This window comes from Nucisporomicrobium flavum (assembly GCF_016464385.1).
Lineage (GTDB): Bacteria > Actinomycetota > Actinomycetes > Mycobacteriales > Micromonosporaceae > Actinoplanes > Actinoplanes flavus_A.
On record NZ_JADMLH010000010.1, the window covers coordinates 137,371 to 154,006 of the forward strand.

Annotated in this window: 22 protein-coding genes and 1 tRNA gene; 3 read left to right on the top strand and 20 right to left on the bottom strand. The window is 69.2% G+C overall.

The genetic code is table 11. From position 1 onward, the window contains the following. Positions 1–7: 7 nt before the first annotated feature. The 12 genes from IT780_RS23960 to IT780_RS24010 form a co-directional block, all read right to left on the bottom strand. Positions 8–1,876 carry a type IV secretory system conjugative DNA transfer family protein gene (locus IT780_RS23960; RefSeq protein WP_199513897.1) on the bottom strand — a complete coding sequence of 623 codons (1,869 nt, stop codon included), beginning with the start codon at positions 1,874–1,876 and terminating at the stop codon, positions 8–10. Continuing rightward, entirely contained in the window at positions 1,873–2,766 is an 894-nt protein-coding gene (locus IT780_RS23965; protein WP_199513898.1) for a hypothetical protein, read from the bottom strand. Before IT780_RS23965 ends, IT780_RS23960 begins: the two co-directional genes overlap by 4 nt. After that, positions 2,763–3,581 carry a DUF2637 domain-containing protein gene (locus IT780_RS23970; RefSeq protein ID WP_307831339.1) on the bottom strand — a complete coding sequence of 273 codons (819 nt, stop codon included), beginning with the start codon at positions 3,579–3,581 and terminating at the stop codon, positions 2,763–2,765. Before IT780_RS23970 ends, IT780_RS23965 begins: the two co-directional genes overlap by 4 nt. Positions 3,582–3,658: 77 nt before the next feature. Continuing rightward, positions 3,659–3,799 (bottom strand): hypothetical protein, encoded by a 141-nt coding sequence (locus IT780_RS23975; RefSeq protein ID WP_199513899.1) that lies wholly within the window; start codon positions 3,797–3,799, stop codon positions 3,659–3,661. Positions 3,800–3,883: 84 nt separating this feature from the next. Next, complete coding sequence (locus tag IT780_RS23980; RefSeq protein ID WP_199513900.1) at positions 3,884–4,036, bottom strand: hypothetical protein; 153 nt, start codon at positions 4,034–4,036, stop codon at positions 3,884–3,886. After that, a complete protein-coding gene (locus IT780_RS42805; protein ID WP_267910128.1) occupies positions 4,033–4,164 on the bottom strand; it encodes a hypothetical protein in 132 nt (43 codons plus the stop codon). The genes IT780_RS23980 and IT780_RS42805 overlap by 4 nt, the downstream gene beginning before the upstream one ends. A gap of 99 nt (positions 4,165–4,263) precedes the next feature. Next, positions 4,264–4,878: a DUF6248 family natural product biosynthesis protein gene (locus IT780_RS23985; protein ID WP_199513901.1), complete on the bottom strand. Its 615-nt coding sequence runs from the start codon at positions 4,876–4,878 to the stop codon at positions 4,264–4,266. A 69-nt stretch (positions 4,879–4,947) separates the two neighbouring features. Next, positions 4,948–5,121, bottom strand: coding sequence for a hypothetical protein (locus IT780_RS23990; RefSeq protein WP_199513902.1), 174 nt, complete (start codon positions 5,119–5,121; stop codon positions 4,948–4,950). Positions 5,122–5,136: 15 nt separating this feature from the next. After that, positions 5,137–5,352, bottom strand: a complete 216-nt coding sequence (locus tag IT780_RS23995) for a hypothetical protein (RefSeq protein WP_199513903.1) — start codon at positions 5,350–5,352, stop codon at positions 5,137–5,139. A gap of 433 nt (positions 5,353–5,785) precedes the next feature. After that, the gene (locus IT780_RS24000; protein ID WP_233413400.1) at positions 5,786–6,010 is read right to left on the bottom strand and encodes a hypothetical protein; all 225 of its coding nucleotides are present in this window, start codon (positions 6,008–6,010) and stop codon (positions 5,786–5,788) included. Next, entirely contained in the window at positions 6,007–6,186 is a 180-nt protein-coding gene (locus tag IT780_RS24005) for a hypothetical protein (protein ID WP_199513905.1), read from the bottom strand. The genes IT780_RS24000 and IT780_RS24005 overlap by 4 nt, the downstream gene beginning before the upstream one ends. Continuing rightward, entirely contained in the window at positions 6,186–6,458 is a 273-nt protein-coding gene (locus IT780_RS24010; protein ID WP_199513906.1) for a helix-turn-helix domain-containing protein, read from the bottom strand. Before IT780_RS24010 ends, IT780_RS24005 begins: the two co-directional genes overlap by 1 nt. A 361-nt stretch (positions 6,459–6,819) precedes the next feature. On the opposite strand from IT780_RS24010, the gene IT780_RS24015 reads away from it, so the two are divergent. Beyond that, positions 6,820–7,944 carry a helix-turn-helix domain-containing protein gene (locus IT780_RS24015; RefSeq protein WP_233413401.1) on the top strand — a complete coding sequence of 375 codons (1,125 nt, stop codon included), beginning with the start codon at positions 6,820–6,822 and terminating at the stop codon, positions 7,942–7,944. Here the strand turns inward: IT780_RS24015 and IT780_RS24020 are convergent. Together IT780_RS24020 and IT780_RS24025 are read right to left on the bottom strand one after the other, a co-directional pair. Continuing rightward, positions 7,928–8,497 (bottom strand): NUDIX domain-containing protein, encoded by a 570-nt coding sequence (locus tag IT780_RS24020; RefSeq protein WP_199513907.1) that lies wholly within the window; start codon positions 8,495–8,497, stop codon positions 7,928–7,930. The genes IT780_RS24015 and IT780_RS24020 overlap by 17 nt on opposite strands. 9 nt (positions 8,498–8,506) lie before the next feature. Then, positions 8,507–8,725: a winged helix-turn-helix domain-containing protein gene (locus IT780_RS24025; RefSeq protein ID WP_199514050.1), complete on the bottom strand. Its 219-nt coding sequence runs from the start codon at positions 8,723–8,725 to the stop codon at positions 8,507–8,509. 117 nt (positions 8,726–8,842) lie between these two features. Here IT780_RS24025 and IT780_RS24030 point away from each other — a divergent pair, with 117 nt between their 5' ends. Beyond that, positions 8,843–9,127 carry a hypothetical protein gene (locus tag IT780_RS24030; RefSeq protein ID WP_199513908.1) on the top strand — a complete coding sequence of 95 codons (285 nt, stop codon included), beginning with the start codon at positions 8,843–8,845 and terminating at the stop codon, positions 9,125–9,127. Positions 9,128–9,138: 11 nt separating this feature from the next. Here IT780_RS24030 and IT780_RS24035 read toward each other — a convergent pair whose 3' ends face one another. The 5 genes from IT780_RS24035 to IT780_RS24055 form a co-directional block, all read right to left on the bottom strand. Next, positions 9,139–10,362 (bottom strand): hypothetical protein, encoded by a 1,224-nt coding sequence (locus IT780_RS24035; protein WP_199513909.1) that lies wholly within the window; start codon positions 10,360–10,362, stop codon positions 9,139–9,141. Continuing rightward, positions 10,359–11,759: a tyrosine-type recombinase/integrase gene (locus IT780_RS24040; protein ID WP_307831340.1), complete on the bottom strand. Its 1,401-nt coding sequence runs from the start codon at positions 11,757–11,759 to the stop codon at positions 10,359–10,361. The genes IT780_RS24035 and IT780_RS24040 overlap by 4 nt, the downstream gene beginning before the upstream one ends. 170 nt (positions 11,760–11,929) lie before the next feature. Beyond that, positions 11,930–12,006 (bottom strand) — tRNA-Ile (locus tag IT780_RS24045). Between the two features lie 47 nt (positions 12,007–12,053). Then, on the bottom strand, positions 12,054–12,206 hold the full coding sequence (locus IT780_RS24050; RefSeq protein ID WP_199513911.1) for a hypothetical protein: 153 nt from the start codon (positions 12,204–12,206) through the stop codon (positions 12,054–12,056). Between the two features lie 29 nt (positions 12,207–12,235). Beyond that, positions 12,236–13,498 (bottom strand): NAD(P)/FAD-dependent oxidoreductase, encoded by a 1,263-nt coding sequence (locus IT780_RS24055; RefSeq protein ID WP_199513912.1) that lies wholly within the window; start codon positions 13,496–13,498, stop codon positions 12,236–12,238. 176 nt (positions 13,499–13,674) lie between these two features. On the opposite strand from IT780_RS24055, the gene IT780_RS24060 reads away from it, so the two are divergent. Then, positions 13,675–15,543, top strand: a complete 1,869-nt coding sequence (locus tag IT780_RS24060) for a glycosyltransferase family 2 protein (RefSeq protein ID WP_199513913.1) — start codon at positions 13,675–13,677, stop codon at positions 15,541–15,543. Between the two features lie 2 nt (positions 15,544–15,545). Here the strand turns inward: IT780_RS24060 and IT780_RS24065 are convergent, their stop codons facing one another. Further along, positions 15,546–16,535 carry a LacI family DNA-binding transcriptional regulator gene (locus tag IT780_RS24065; protein WP_199513914.1) on the bottom strand — a complete coding sequence of 330 codons (990 nt, stop codon included), beginning with the start codon at positions 16,533–16,535 and terminating at the stop codon, positions 15,546–15,548. Between the last annotated feature and the right edge of the window lie 101 nt (positions 16,536–16,636).

Sequence of the window (16,636 nt, forward strand, 5' to 3'; positions counted from 1 at the left end):
TACCTCCCTAGAACAGGATGGGGCCGCGCTGAGTGGGCTGCTGCTCTTCGGCCTGCTCCCCGATGTTCTGGGGTTGATTGGTCGGCAGCGCGGCTGCTACCCGCACTGACTCGATCGCCTCAACGGCCGCGTGCACGGCCGGCACGTCCGGGAGCCGGAACGACAGCCGCGGCAGCGCCGCCGCCACCTTCGCGTAGCGGCCGGCCGAGATGAGCACGAACTCGCCGATGCCGAGCGTGCGCAGGAGCTGTGGGTTCACCTTGAACGCGTGCTGACGCCGGGCCACCCCTTGGCGCTTGAGACTGTTGTCTTGGTCGTAGTCGGCGCCGCCCTCGGTCACCCGCTCGGTGCCGGCCAGCTTCGAGATCGGCTCGGCCTGCTCGCTCTGCCGGTACGTGAGCACCACGGCGTTGGTCGACAGCGCCGACCAAGTGTGCCCGCCACCGAACCCCGTCGGATCCTGTGCCGTCAGGATGCTGTACGCGCCGGCGTCGCGGTTGCGCTCGACCTGGTTGACGAACTCGCGGCCGATCACCGGGTCTCCGGACACGGCGCCGGCTTCCTCGATGACGATGACGACCGGCTTCGGTCGCCCGTCCGGATCGACCTGGCGGCGGTACGGGTCCACCAGGTACGAGCCGAAGTCACGCAGGACCAGCCGCATCAGCGCCGTAGCGGCCTCCGGCCGGCTGACCGTGGGCAGCTCAATGCACGCCACGTCGGTGTCCTCGAACGACCACCCGCCGCCCGAGGCCGGACCGATCCAGCCGCGCAGGTGGATCGCCATCGAGGCGTAGCGCATGAGCGCGCCGCCGAGGTCGTTGTAGTTGAACGCGTCGACCAGCTCGGCCACCCGCGGATCGCCCGACTTCTTCGCCAGGTTCGCCAGCCGACCCCGCACCAGCGAGTACACCAGGTCGGGCAACGCGTCGATCGCCTTGCCCTGCTCGGCGTTGAGCTCGAGCGCCAGCGCGACGAGGGTGTTGGCGACGGCAGCCCAGTACCGGTCGCCCCACTCCTCGATGCGTATCAGGCGGTCGCGGACCTCGGCCAGGTCGCCGCGCATCGGGTCGTACGGGGACGACCGGGCCAGCAAGGACCGGAAGCGTAGGCCGTGCTCATCGGCGACCGCGGCGAGCCGCGGCGCGGCCGACTTACCAGCCGACGGCGGTTCCTTGCAGGTCAGGTAGATCACCTGCCGTCCGTTGCAGGCGGCCCACTCGGCGATGGTCAGCGCGGTCTCCGTCTTGCCCAGCCCGGTGGCGCCGAGGATCAACAGGTGCCGGTTGTCCGGGTGCGTCATCGGCAGCCGGACCCGGCCGTGTGCGCGCCACGGCCGGCGCAGGTCGCCGCGCTGGAACCGGCCGACCATCGGCCCGTACCCATCACCGAGGCCTACGGTCCAAGGACGTGCGATCACCGCGACCGGCCGCACCCGGGTGTGGCGAGCACGCTGCGCCGCGTGCGTGACGACCAGGCGGCGACGCTCCTCGCACAGCTGCCGGTGCTCGCGCTCGTCGGCACCGTTGAACGGCGACCGCTCCCGGTGCGCCTGCGTCGCCAGCCAGAGCAAGCCACCCAACGCCGGACCAAGCGCTGTGCCGATCGCGGCGACGGTCGTCCACTCACCCGGTGTGGCCGGCTGGTCCGACACGTGTACCAGGCGGGCGATGATGTGCCACCACGCCGTCCAATAGTTCAGCCGCGCCATCACCCACCACGTCGCGAGAACTCCCAGCGCCACGGCGAACAAGGCGATCAACCGATCAGACCAGCGCCGCCGCAGCACCAAGTAGGCCAGCCCGGTCACGAGGGCTCCGACGGGCAGCGCCAGCGCGAACACGGCGCCGCAGATCCAGCGGAGCTTGCGCATCACGCCACCTCCTGTGGCAAATCGATGATCGACAGCGCACCTATCCGGTCGGCGCTGATCTGCCGATTCGCCAGCGCCCGCCGGGCCGCCCGCTCGGCGGCGGCCACGGCGTTGCGGACCTCGTTGCCGGCCACCGCGTACAGGGTCACCTCGTACTCGGTCAGCAGCTCCTCGACGATGCGCGCCAACCGAACCGGCGCCTTGACGTTGCGCTCCACCTCGACCGCAACGCGAGTGCCGCGCTCGTAGGTCGCCACACCGTCCGGCACGTGGATCCGCTCCGCCGGCTTCTGGCCGCGACGCGCGAGCCCCAGAGCGTCCAGATCCGAGCGGAAGGCACGCTCCGACTCCCAACGCGCCAGCGAGCCCAGCGACGGCGACGGCCGGCCCTCGAGCACGAGCCGTAGTCGGGACACCTCGCACTGGTGGAACGCCGTGGTCGGCGCGGTTTCCCGGAAGCTGTCGACCCCGACGACCGCGGCCCCACCCCGCGACAGGCGCACGATCCGCGGAACACCGTTGAGCATCTTGCGCGCCTCCGCGTACCCCGCGCCCTGCCACCGCTGCAGAAGCGCCCGTACCGCTCGCGGACCCGGCCGGCGGCCCGCTTCCGTCCACGGCAACGCCGGCAGACGGGCGATCAGTACGGCCAGGTCGTCCTCGTAGATGGCCTTCATGTCGGCCAGCCACCGGAACACCGCCAGGTCGCGCTCAGTCAGACGGACTTGGCCGGCGTCGGCGCGGCGTCGCCGCGTCGGCTTCGCCGGTGCGTCGCACCGGTCGCAGCGCTCCACCTCCGGCGCCATCGGCGCCGACGCACCGCAACCGCGGCATTCGCGCCACACGTTCGTCTCCTGGCTTGTCACGTACGCCATGTCGGCGAGGCTGGTCATCGCGCCGCCTCCACGGCGAGCGCGCGGATGCGGCTGCCCAGCTCGACCAGGCAGACGGAGGCGACAACGACCAGGCCGTCGACGGTCAGCGGGATGAGGTACGGGCTGGCGCCGGTCTCGCCGTAGCGGCTGATGACGTCGGCCATGTGCCAGTACGACACCCACGCCGCGATACTCGCGATGACGGCCGTGGCGGCGAACCGTACGGCGGCCAGGTCCCGTCGGTGCGTCGGCACCCGCGAGATCAGTTCGATGGTCGCCAGCAGCGCGAGGGGCGGCCACGCCGCGATGGTCTGGCTGATCGGGTTGTCGTGCGCGTGCAGCACGTTGGCCACCGTGGAGGCAATGACGCCAAGCGCGAGGGTGGCGCGCACGCCCCACCGCACCCGTACGAGCGTCTCCAGCGCCGGCGCGACGTCCCTCGGCCGCGGGGCCTCTGCGTCGTCCTGGTGCACCGCGATCGGCCGCTGCTCGGATACCTCGGCGCTCTCGCTGACGGGTTCCGGCGTTTCAGTGGCGGGCGCGGGTTCCGGCTCGGGCACCTCGACGGGCTCAGGTACTGCCGGTTCGGGATCGTCGGCAGGACCGGCAGTTTCGGCGGAAACGGCAAGATCGTTGCGGACCTCCGTCATCCGATCCCGACCCCACCGCTCACTGCGGCCGAATGCCTCGCCCAACTCCTGGGCCGTCATCGGCATGCCCGCGGTGACGCTCTCGCCGTACATCACGCGGGCGGCGTGCCTGCGCGCCTCAATCGGCAAAGCCTTACGCGCGGCGGCAGCTTCCTGTTCTGCAACGGCTGTCTGCTGGCTCACTGTGACCTCTCCTGACTGCTGGGTTGGGAGGCCGGGGCGACTGCTACTCGTCCCGACCGTTCGCGTACGGATGTCGGTCAGCCCCACAGGTTGCGGGCGATGCGCTGCCGGCGGCTGGTCACGACCGTCACGGGCCAATCGACCTGGCGGATGCGGCGGACCGTGCGCTGTTCCACCCGGCCCGTGTCCTCGTTGACCTGTCCGACCTTCTTCGTCATGACGTGCTCTCCCTTCGGGCCGCCGGTTCTGGCGGCTACCGCGGTCGCCCGGCCGGGGAAGAGGTCGGGCGGCCACGGGCGCCGTCAGCGCGCCTTGCGGGCAGTGCCTTCGTCGCGGGCCTGCTGGTACCGGCGGGCGGTCGGGTACTTCGCGGCCCGGTCGGTGTAGGGGCGTGACTCGGAATCGACGGCGGCGAGGATGCGGGCCGCCTGCGGGTCCTTCGGCCGGCGGCTCACTTGCGGCGCCCCTGCTGATCGCGGCGCTCGACGGCCTGGCGCTGCGCTTCTCGCTCGGTGGCCAGGCGTCGCTGGCGGTTGCGGTCGCGGACCTCGTTGTGCTGGATGTGCAGCCACTTGTCGGACATGATGGGAGGCCTCTCCTTGAGGGGTTAGAGCCGAAAGGGGAGACCGGGGCGCGGCCGGGTTTCCAGGCCAGTGGTCGCGCTCCGGGTTATTGCCGAGGGTTAGAACAGGGACTGTTCTTCGAAGCCGTCCGGCATTTGCGGGCGCGGCTTGGCCTTGACGTTTACGACGCCGTGCGCGGCGCCCGGGTCGCTGCGGCGGATGTTGTCGACGTGGATGCGGTGCTGCTGCCGGCCGACTTTCACCACCACGTACAGGCCCTGGGTCGCGACAACGGTGGCGCGGGGCTGCGTCCAGCAGATCGCCGGGCAGGCGAGCGTCTTGGGCTGCAGCCAGACCGTGTCGTCGGGCCGCAGGTCGCCGCGGGCCTTGCGATGCGCCGCGGGCGCCTGAGTGGCGGTGTTGTCGCCGGTCGGGCAGTCGGTGCACGAGCACACCCACCGGCAGGCTGTCCCGCTAGGCCACACCGACGCCAGTGCGCCGCCGCGGCGGTCGACGACGTAAGTCAAGGGCTGGGCCGGCGGCTTGCCGTTGAAGCTCACCCGCGTGGTGCACCGGCCGTGGTCGCCGACCCCGCAGTGCCCGCATCTGCCGTGCTGGCAGGAACACGAGCGCGTCAGCTCCAGGCCACCGCAGCTCTTGATGTAGGTGGCGGTCAGCACCTCGGTGGCGATCCGGTCAGCGGTCTTGGTCGGGATCTGCGTCGTGGTGGTCATGGTGCTCACCTCCAGGTCTGGGGAGGGTGGGCCGGGCCGACTGCTACTCGGCCCGACCTCGGCTCGTCACTAGCCGTCGGCGCGGTGGTGCTTGCCGGTCGGCGGGATCGTCTCGGGAGCGTTGGCGTGTGCCTGCGCGGCCTCGTATGCGGCGCGCTTCTTCTCGCGGCGCTCGGCTGCTTCCTGCTCGCGCTGGCGGATCGCTTCCTCGTCGATCCAGCCCCAGCGTTCGGTGAATCGCATGGCTGACCTTCCTGTTTAGGCGGCCTGAGGCTGGGCTGCGGGCGAGGTGAAAGGGCTGAACGACAGGACCGTCACGCCGGGGTATCCGGCGTCGGCGAGGATGCCGCCGATCGTGTCGATGTCCGCCTTGCTGCGGACCGGGTACATCAGGGCCACCTCGGCGGCACCGAACTGGGATCCGGTGTCAGAGGGCCGGACGAAGGAGACGTAGTAGCGGTGCGGCGTTTCCACGTGACGGGTCCTTTCTGGCTGGTGCGGCACGGGCCGCGAGTGACGAATCGGTTTTGCTAGCGCCCGTAGGGCGGGGCGGTGGCTCTGCCTCCGCCGTTACTGGCGCCCTACTCCGCCCCGAGAGGCTCGCGGTCAAGGGATAAGGCCGAAGGATCTTGGACGAGCGCAGCGGCCCGAAGGGCGGCCAAGATGCTTTGGACCCCTTGACCGGGAGACGGGGTGGAGTAGCCAGGGCGCTAGCCCGGAAGAACGGCTGCCGCTTGCGGCAGCTCCAACAACGGTTCTCGGCCCTGGCCCCGGCCTTGAGGGGCGAGCCCGAGCGACGCGCAGGCCGCGCCGCTCGATCAACAACAGGCAGGTCCTACATCCGTGATGCCGTGCGACGATGGGGCTTCGGGATTCGGGCCGGCTGCTACCCGGTCCGAGTCCCGCCTTACTTGAGGACCACGAGCCGCGAAGACCGCCCGCGTCCCGCCTTCACCGCCGCCAGAATCTCCTCGCCGTACGCGAGCAGCTCGGCATCGCTGTACCGGCTCAACTCCGCGGCGTACACCGCACCCGCCGACGGCCCGAACTCCGCAGCAGCGCTGCGAACCGTCCGCCACGGCTTGCCCGTCACCATCTCGTACACGAAGCCGATCACCGGAACGGCCCTCACTTCCGGCCGCCGCGCGAGACAACCTGGTCCGCGCGCAGCATCACGAGCAAGAAGCCGACCAGGAACGCCACCGCACCCGCGATGACCAGGTCGACCCCGATCGCGATCCGACTCGCGACCAGGACGACCACCACCGTCGCCACCACGCCGCCCGCGGCGGCTTCGATGACGCGCATCAGAGGTCGGCTCCCGCTGCGGCCGCCGCACGCAGGCCGTTTCCGGTCCACGCGGCGGCGTTAACCTCGCCGTTCTCCGTGACGGCGGCGTTGGCGAGCTCCTCCAGCACGCGGGACGGCACGATCAGGCGACCGCGGATCCGTACGGCGGGGAACTCCCCCGCTTTGATGGCGCGGTACAGCGTCATCTCCGACATGCCCAGCGTCTTGGCCGTCTCGGCCACGCTGAGGAACCTCGGCAGGCTGGATGGCGTACGTCCTACACTCGACATGCGTCAACTCCCTTTGACCTGGGTGGACTGGCGTACCTGGCTCCAGCGGTTGCAGCCGCGGGAGCCGCTCTCGACGGCCGTTCGGTGTTCCAGCACCGGCGGCCGTCTCTTGTTTGCCTGACCCTCAACTGGTGCGCACCAGTCTACGGAACTGGTGCGCACCAGTGTCAAGGTTGGCGAGTGCCAGATGCTTGCGGAGGCTGGTGTTGCTGTGCTGCACCAAGGAAACGCCGAGTGAGACGGACCCGGAAGCCAACAGGGGTTAACGCTGCTGCGTTAACCCCTGACGCCTTCAAAACTTGCAGCCGTAAGGGCATGCTGGAGTCGACAGCGGTCGATCTACGAGCACGGGAGGTGGTCAGTGAGGCTCCGGGAGGCACGTCACGCGAAGCACTGGTCACAGGCTCGCCTCGTACGCGAGATCGAAGAGCACGCCCGGCGGCACGGCCTCGACGTCGCCGCGAAATCGAGCCTGCACGTCTACGTGTCCGAATGGGAGAACGGCCGTCGGCCGCTCAGCCCGAAGTACGCCGCGATTCTCCGCGCCTTGCTCGGCTGGACCGACGCCGAGCTGCGGGGTGAGGACGCTTCGTCGGCCGGCACGCTCGTCGACGGCTACGAGGAACTGCTTCAGCGGATCGAGTCAGCCCGTACGGTTGGCAGCTCGATCGTGCAGACCGTGACTCAGCAGACCGAGCTGCTTCGCACTATGGACCGACAGGTCGGTGCGGCGGCCCTCGTCGACCAGGTCCACGCGCACCTCGGCCATCTCCAGGAAGCGCTCGCGTTCGCCGTCCTGCCGGATGCCCGCCGGCCGTTGGCGCTGGCGCTGGCCGAGGCCGCCTCGATGGCGGCATGGCAGGCCCTCGACGTCGGCGCGGCCGACCGGGCGTGGCGCCACTACGAGCTGGCCAAGAGCGCAGCCCGCGAAGCTGAGTCCTCGTTGCACCTCGCGCACGCGATGGGCGAGCAGGCGTACGTCCTCGCGGACGCCGGCAAGCCGGACCTGGCGGCGCAGCTCATCGCCGAGGCTCAGCGTGTCGGCGGCAGGGCCCTTTCGCCTCGGCTCGGCTCGTGGCTCCACGCGGCCCAGGCCGAGGTGTACGCGCTGGCGGGCATGCCGGACGAGTGCCGCAAGGCGCTCGACCGAGCCTCCGCGGCGCTGCCGGCCGGGCCGCAGGACCGCGACGCGGACCTCCGCAGCGTCTTCTTGAACGAGGTCCACCTGACCCGCTGGCGGGGACACTCGCTGGCGCTGCTCGGGGACGAAGGCGCCATGGCCGAGCTCCAAGCCGCGCTCGACGCCATGGACGGGACTTTCATCCGAGCGCAAGCCGGATTGCGGTGCGGTCTCGCCCAGGCTCACCTCGTGCGGCGGGAACTCGACCAGGCCCGGATACAGCTGCGGCAAGCGCGGTCGCTGGCGACTCAGACCGGTTCCATCCGGCACCGGCAGCGAGTCGAGCGGCTCATGCAGCGGATGTGACGCTCGGTTTCCCGAATGCGAGCACGTGAAGAAGCGCGACGAGCGTTCCTGATCCGGCCAGTTCGCCGCGGGCCATCATGTCGCGCACCTCCGCGAGCGGCACCCACTCGACGCGGCCGGCTTCCTCTGCTTCGGTCGGCTCGCCCACGTACGTGGCGCCCGTGCCGACGAAGACCTCGTGCGGCGAGTCCACCATGCCAATCATCGGCTCGAACGACGCGATCCGGGTCAGGGCGCCGGGTCGCCAGCCGGTCTCTTCCTCAACCTCACGGGCTGCCGCGGCGGCGGAGTCCTCGCCAGCCTCGACGATTCCCCCGGGGAGTTCCCAACCCCAGCGGTCAGGCACGAAGCGGTACCGCCACAGCATTAACACGCGGTCCTGGTCGTCGATGACCGCCGCGATCGCCACACGCTGAAGATGTACGACGTGGTGCTCGAAGCGCTTGGTGCCTGGCGGCTCGACATCGACCAGGGTCAGGCGTACCCAGGGATTGTCGTAGATCGTGCGCTCACCATGGATCTGCCAGGGTTGCAGGTCGCTCGCGTCGCCCATGCCTGAACGCTACCGGGACGGCTCGCAGACGAAGTAGCCCCGGCCGTGCTCCGATCGGATAAGCCCTTCGGCAGCCAACTTCGCGAGGACGAGCCTCACGGTTGTGCGGCCGGCGCTCAAATCGGAGGCCAGCTGACGTTCCGACGGCAGGCGCGCGCCGGGAGCGTACTCACCCGTCGCTATCCAGCCGCGCACCGTGTTCTCCACGTTCGCCGTTACCTCACCCATCGGCAGTGCTCCGCAACCTGACTTGTTTCCAGTGGTGGTGCGCACCAGCCTAAACGGTGCATGTCGAGACCCTCGTGTCACATCGAGCGGCCGTTCGATATCAAATACGCTGGGTACATGAGCAGCTACCTTGCCACACCGAACGCTTCTTGCCGCTTGAACGGGCAGTCTGAGGTGCCGTGCGCATACTTCGACGGTGGAGACGGCACCTGGCGGATCATCATCCGTCGGTCCGATGAGGTGCCATTGCCAACGCCGGTACGCGTTGAGGTTCACTTCGAGGATGGTTCTCGCTGGCTGGGCGACGCCGAGTACGGGAGAATCACGAACAATTTCGGCCCAATCGAGCATGAGCTAAAAGGGAGCACTCCATTGGTCGCGGCGGGGAACGATGCATCATGAGGTGCTCGGCCTCAGCGCTCTACATCACCGATCTCCAGCTCAAGACGCAGCAAGCGGGTGGCGGCAAGGCGTAGTTGATAAAGGAAAGTGGGAAAAGCGGCACGCTTGTAATTGCCAATTAACCCGCCCGATGAACCGAGGCCAAAAGTTGTTTCATTACCATGGAGGCGGCCCGAGTGAGCCGTCCTAGACCTGTAGTCGTAGACGTACTTACTCATCAGCTCAGCTAAGGGCACGGGGACGACACGCTCTAGAGACTTTCGGAAGCGCTGCCCGCTCTCGACGATCGCCGAACACTCATCGCAACGGGGCAGCCTTCCCGCCGATCTATTACCTATCTCCTCGACTATCGAGACGAAGCCGATTACGGCGAAGGACTCATGACGGCTGGACAACTCCAGCGCTTCCTGATAGGTAGAAAGCAGAGCGGCAAGCCAAGGCTTACGCTGCATTAACGCGTACGCCCTATCAGCGGTTGGTGGCACCGACAGCTGCTGGGCATTGATTCCGGTCTCCCGGATCTCCGGCGAATCCTCCAATACACCCCATCCGGTAACGTCTACAGAATCAAGATTGAAGCCGGGCGGCACTATCGCAGGAGGTGAGCGCAACGTCCATGACGTCTCAGAAACGACCGCAAGCAGGCCACACACTGCCCTAAGATCTGACGAGGCTCGGTCTACCGCAGCCCGCATTTCGTAGGACCTTACAGAACCAGAAGCAATAACGAGCTGCACAGGAACCCCTGCAACCCTGTTGTGCACGAAAGCAATAGCGCCGGTATTCACATAAGTCGCCGTGGGCACCAGCTTCACCCCGCCAATCGTTGCAACGTCCTCCAGCTTCCACATGGGAGCGAACTCTTGCTCCGCGTTAGGAGAAATGACCGACCACCAACCAAAAACTTCCGTGCTTTTGTAGTTGGCCCGCGCCCACGCCCACGCGGCAACCCATGGCTGCACCTGATCAGACTTGTCGCCAATACCAAGTACCACGCCACGCACTCGGCCAGCTTCCGGAATAACGACAAGAGAAGACCTCAATCTGTCCCCGCGAAAGCGGATCGTCGTCCCGCCGACCGGGCCGCCACCAGCAATCTTTATTCCCCCGAGATTAGGACTGCTCGAGGCGAAGTATCGAGTGATGGCGTGAACGAATTGGTCGCCCAGCTCATCGATGTCTAGACGGAACTGGCTACCAGGAATATCTTCCGACCAGTCGTGATCAGTCGTCATTGCTGTGGCATTTCATAATCGGAAGCGATCCCCTCGGCAGCGAGCCATTCACGACGCCAGCGCCTGCCGACGCTCGAGTCGACACCCGCGGCCCTTGCAATATCGGCACCAGTCGGCAGCTTTCCTGCGAGGCGCGCCGAATGCCACCATTCAAGGGCCGCATGCCTGGCAGTTCGCGACACAGAAGGCCGCTGTGGAGGGCGGGTCTTCAGCGACTGGTCGCCGAATTTTACGACCGGCCGAGGAGGCATCCGACCGGAAAGGACCGAGGCAGCTCGTTGATCGGCCTCGCTCAACCAGGCGGCGTATACGCGCAGCGTGGTCGCGCCTCCACCACCGTGCCCCAGCCGACCGGCGACGGTACGAATGTCGGTCCCGGCTGTGATGAGTTCCGTAGCGGAGTAGTGCCGCAGTGTGTGCAGGTGGCTGTCAATGCCGAGCCGTTTGGCGAGACGGTCATACCTCTGCGTCATGGTGTCTGGCACAGGGAATGTGCTGCCATCGGGTGCTGCGGAGAACACAAACGCCGCCGGCGAAAGCTCGATGCTGAGCGCTTCAGCACGCTGTTCCCAGCGACGCTTGTGCTCTGCCAGCACGTCGGCCGTGTCGCTGTCGATGACCGCGCGCCGCTGCTGATGGGTCTTCGTGTCCTTCTCCACCAGCTCGCCGTCTTCGCCAACGGAGATTGCCCGGCGTAGTGTGACCACGCTGTTGTCCAGGTCGACATGCTGCCAGCGCAGGGCGCACAGCTCCCCGCGGCGTGCGCCGAGCGTCATCGCGCACCAGACGAACGTCCCCCAGTCCGGATCCCGCCAGGCCTCGGTGACGATCCGGGACGCCTCGGCCGCCGTCGGCGGCTTCGGGTCCGGATGCGGCAGCGCCGGCTTGGCCGCCTGCTCAGCCGGATTGAGCGCAATCCACTTCCACCGCACGGCCCGGTCGAGCGCCCCGCTAAGGATCCAGTGAATCTGGCGAATCGTGGAAGCCGCCAAGCCCTTGCAGGCATGCCTCCCGCACCGCTCGTCGCACTCATGCGGCCGCTGCGTCCGATGCTGCACGTACCGCCGGCCGTCGCAGTGATCGCGGCACTTCCGAAGCCTCGCGTAGAACGTCTCCAGCAGCTCGGCGTCCACCCGGCCAACCTGGACGCTGCCGAGCATGGGCCGGATGTGCTTGTCCATCTTCAGGACGTAGCCGCGCCGCGTCGACGGCTCGACGTCGAGCACTTCCAGCCAGCGATCCAGCAGCTGATTGACCGTCGCCCTGGTCCTCGGATTGCGACGCTCGTCGACCTGGTTCAGCAGCCTTGTACGAGCCTTCTCAGCCTCACGGGCCGCATTCGGCCCGGGCGGGATGACCTCCGTGAGGTCGTGCCGGCGCTTCGTCAGCGGGTCCACGCCGGCGTATACGCGGACTCGGAGGGCGCCGCTCGGAAGGGTGTCGATCGTGCCCCGCTGTCGCTGCCGGGGAACCGCCCGTCGCGTCATACACCGCACGTTAGCAACCGCTCGCGTCACGTCCCGCGTCACGCGAGCCGCTCGGAGGCGGGTTCGAGAGCCGTTTTTGCTGGTGGGGCGGGCGGGACTCGAACCCGCGACCGAGGGATTATGAGTCCCCTGCTCTAACCCGCTGAGCTACCGCCCCGTACCGGCGGCGATCCTATCCCGGGGCGTCCAGCGCGGGCCAGCGATCTACTCTTCGTCCGCCTGCGGCGGTTCGTCCGGGGTCTGGTGGCCTGTGTCGTCGACCAGGCCCGGGGCCATGCTGCCGCCGTGGGCCTCCTGTGCCGGGTGGTCTTCTTCGGGGTTGCCGGGTGTGGGGTCGGGCTGCGTCGTGTCGGTCATGCACCTGTCAGTACCCCCTGCCGGCAGGCTCAAAGACCGACCAGGGCGCCGAGGGAGGCGAGCACCGCTCCTGCAGTGCGCCATCCTCCTGCGAGTGCCCCCTGGATGGAGGGGCTGTCTCGGTGGTCTCCCGCAACGAACAAGCCCTCCCCCAGTGCGACCGGCTTTCGGAGCCGGGCTTGCGGGACGGGTGCTGCCGGCAGGGCGTGCGGGATGGGTACGACCTTCAGCAGCTCCCAGTCGTCCGTGGCCACGCCGTAGATCCGTGCCAGCTCGACCCGCATCACCTGTTCCGAGGCCCCCGACGGCGCCGCGACTCCTACGGTGGAGGCCGCGATCAGGGAGCGGCCTGCGGGGGCGTACTCGGGGGCCGCGTTGGACATGACGATCGTGTTGGCCACGATTTCGCGGCGGTCGCCGTCCAGCAGGAGGGTGGGTTCGTCGATGGGCGCCTGGGGTGCGCCGAAGTAGTACGTGGTCAGGCCGCGCATGTCCGGGCGGGGCAGCCCTGGGAGGAGTTCGGATGCCGTGACCGGGTCCGTGGCGACGACGACCGCTCGGCAGCGGATGTCGCCGCCGTCCGTGACGACGCGGCCCGGGGTGACCGCCACGGTTCGGGCATTCACCAACAACTGCGGGTACGGCAGTGGCCCTGCGACCGCCGCCGGGAGCATGGCCATGCCGTGTGCCGGGACGCCGATGCGGCCGCGGGCGAAGGAGCGGAGGACCATCGCGAGGACGTGGCTGGACGTGTCGAGGGAGCGGTCGGCGAAGACGCCGGACAGGAACGGGCGCAGGACCTCTTCGATGATGCGGTGGGACAGGCCGGCCTTGCGTAGCGCTTCCTGGGTGGTCAGCTCCGGGGCGTCGAGGAGCCGGGCCGGCGGGTACGTCGCGCAGCGGGTCGCCAGGGCCGCGAACTTGAGGCGGTCGGTGAGGGTCCCGACGCCGCTGTTGAGGGCTTTCGGGGCGGCCATCGGGTCGCGGAGCGGGTTCTCGAGGCGGTGCAGGCGGCCGCCGCGCCGGACCAGGACGCCCGGCGTGAAGTAGCGCATCTCGAGCGCGTCGATGTCGACCAGGGCCGGGACCCTCGGGTACGCGGTGTTGAGGACCTGGAAGCCGCGGTCGAGCCGCCAGCCGTCGACGACGTCCGTGGCGACGCGGCCGCCGAGCCGGTCGGACGCCTCGACGAGGAGCCAGTCGACGCCGGCGCGGTCCAGCCTGCGGGCAGCGGCGAGCCCCGCGAGGCCGCCGCCGACGATGACGACGTCCACCTCTGGCGGCTGCGACACGGGCACCTCACAAGGGGACGAACAACGCAGCACTCAGCCTAACGGCGGACGCCGCCCGCGGCAGGCGAAAGAAGGGGCAAGGCGAAAGAGCAAGAGAAGAACAAGACAGCCGCAAGAACAGGTCAGGCCAAAGCCAACAGCTCAGCTTGGGCCCCGGAACACCGATGGCGACGGGCATGGATGAACAGGTCGAACGGCGCGTGCCCGGCCGGCTGTACGGGCGTACGGCCACGGAGATCACCGGGCCGGTGCGGACGCCCGCCGACCGGGTGCGGTACCGGCCGGTGCTGAGCCGTCGGCAGCACCGGGTGATGCTCGGGGTCGCCGGTCTGCACATCGCGTTCGCGCTGGCCCTGGTGGGTTTCCTGGTGCTGCCCGGCAACCTGCCCGCGCTGCGGGCCGGGGACCAGGTGCGGGACCTCGCCATGCTGGTGGGCCTGTTCCTCATGGTCGTGCTGCAGGTGATCGTGGCGTTGCGGACCTGGGTGCTGGCGTACTTCGCCGCCCGGGCCCGCGACCCGGAGCCGATGCCGGCCCCGGCCGGTCTGCGGGTGGCCCTGCTCACCACGATCGTGCCCGGCAAGGAGCCGGTCGAGCTGGTGCTGACCACGCTGCGCGCGATGAAGCGGGTACGCCACGACGGCCCGGTCGACGTGTGGCTGCTCGACGAGGGCGACGACGAGGAGGTGCGCCGCCGCTGCGAGGAGATCGGCGTACGCCACTTCAGCCGTAAGGGCCGCCCGGAGTGGAACCAGCCCAGCGGCGAGTTCAAGGCGCGGACGAAGCACGGGAATCACAACGCGTGGCGGGCCGCGTACGAGGACGACTATGACGTGGTCGCCCAGATGGACCCGGACCACATCCCGTATCCGAACTTCCTGGAGCGCAGCCTCGGCTACTTCGCCGACCCGGACACCGCGTTCGTGGTCGCGCCGCAGGTCTACGCGAACCTCACCGAGTCGTTCGTCGCGCGCGGCGCGGCCGAGCTGGCGTACATCTTCCACGGGATCATGCAGCGCGGCGGGAACGGGCACGGCGCGCCGCTGCTGATCGGTACGAACCACCTGTACCGGCCGGCCGCCTTCCAGCAGATCGGCGGCTATCAGGACTGCATCATCGAGGACCACCTGACCTCGATGGTGATCTACGGCGCCCGGAACCCGGAGACGGGCAACCACTGGAACGGCGTGTACACCCCGGATGTGCTGGCGGTGGGCGAGGGCCCGGCCACGTACTCGGACTTCTTCAGCCAGCAGAAGCGCTGGGCGTACGGAATCTGGGAGATCGCCCGCCGGCACTCCCCGGCGCTGATGCGCAGCCTGCCGCGGCGCAGCCAGCGGCTGTCGTTCTTCGCGCTGCAGTCGCACTACCCGACCACAGCCCTGTCCTGGGTGATCGGCATCGCGCTCAGCGCGCTCTACCTGGTCGGCGGCGTCACCATCAGCCGCCTCCCGGCGCTGGTCTGGGGTGTGCTGTTCGTCGGCAACCTCGTCGCCGGCCTGGCGTTCTTCCGCTTCACCCAGCGCTTCAACCTGGTGGAGCACGAACGGCGGTCGTTCGGCCTGGCCGGCATGGCCCTCGAGCTGGTCACCGCGCCCGTCTACGTCGCCGCCGCGGCCGCTCAGCTGGCCGGCCGCCCGCTCGCCTACGTCGTCACCCCGAAGGGTGCGGCGGCCACCGGCGACACCTGGCGCACGTTCCGCGGCCACCTCGGCTGGGCGGCGGTCGCCGCGGCCTGCCTGGCCTGCGGCGTCGTCCTGGACCACCCCTTCTGGACCCTCTATCTCTGGGCGTCGCTCACGCTCGGGATCTCCCTCGCGCCTTTGATCCACATGTACGCCCGCAGCGCCGCCCAGAGGTCCCGGCAGGTCGTCCCGCAACGCCGCATCGGCCGCAAGCTGGTGCGCGCGGGCCTGATCAGCGTGCAGCAGCTCGACGACCTGCTCGACCTGCAGGCGACGTCCGAGGAGGCGTGGCAGCGCCTGGGCGACCTCGCGGTGCAGCACGGGTATGTGAACGAGAAGCAGCTGTCCGACGTGCGGTGACGCTACGGCGACGCGGGTGCGGCGGTGCTCGATCGGTGAATCAGGACGGTGGGTACGAGCTCGGTGCCCGGTGTGCCGCGCTCGCCGCGGATCTGGTCGAGCAGGCCGTGCACGCAGCGCCGGCCCACCTCGGCGAAGTCCTGGTGCACGGTGGTCAGCGGCGGCAGGTACGACGCCGCGTCGGGGATGTCGTCGAACCCCACGACGCTGACCTGTCCGGGCACCCGGCGGCCGTGCTCGTGCAGGGCCCGCAGCACGCCCAGCGCCATCTGGTCGTTGGCCACGAAGACCGCGGTGCAGGAGGGGTCGGCGGCCAGGCGCCGGCCGGCCCGGTATCCGGAGGCGGCGGACCAGTCGCCGCGCTCGACCGGCGGCACAGGACGACCGGCGTCGGCGAGCACGGCCCGCCACGCCTGGGCCCGGCGCTCGGCGGAGAACGACTCGGCCGGGCCGCCGACGTGCCGGACCGTACGGTGGCCGAGCGCGAGCAGGTGCCGTACCGCCTGCCGGGCGCCGTCGGCCTGGTCGGTGTCGACCACGGGGTAGCGGTCGCCGGCGTCGGAGTCGACCACCACGACCGGCATGCCGGGTGGCAGGGTGAGGTCGGTGGCGTCGAGCAGGTGCACTTCCATGATCACGATGACGCCGTCGACGGCGAGCTCGCCGAGGCGGGTGAACGCGCCGAGCACGCCGTCCTGGGTGGGTGCGGCCACCGGGATGAGCGTGATGGCGTACCCCTCGAGCGCGGCCTGGGTGGCGATGGCCTCGACCGTCCGGCTGTTGCCGGTGGTGGCGAGGGTGAAGAGGATGACGCCGATGGTGCGGAATTCCCCGAGCTTGAGCGCCCGGGCCGCGCTGTTGGGCCGGTAGCCGAGCTCGCGCATGGCGTCCAGCACCACCTGCCGGGTGGACTCGACGACGCCGGGGTGGCCGGTGGACACCCGCGACACGGTCTGCGACGACACCCCGGCGAGGCGGGCCACGTCGGCCATCGAGACCCCGCGTGAGCGGCCCGCCTTCCTTGACGATCCTGGCACCGGGTGAAACTATCACCGCCATGTTTACGTAAACATAGCCACCCATGGTTACGTGA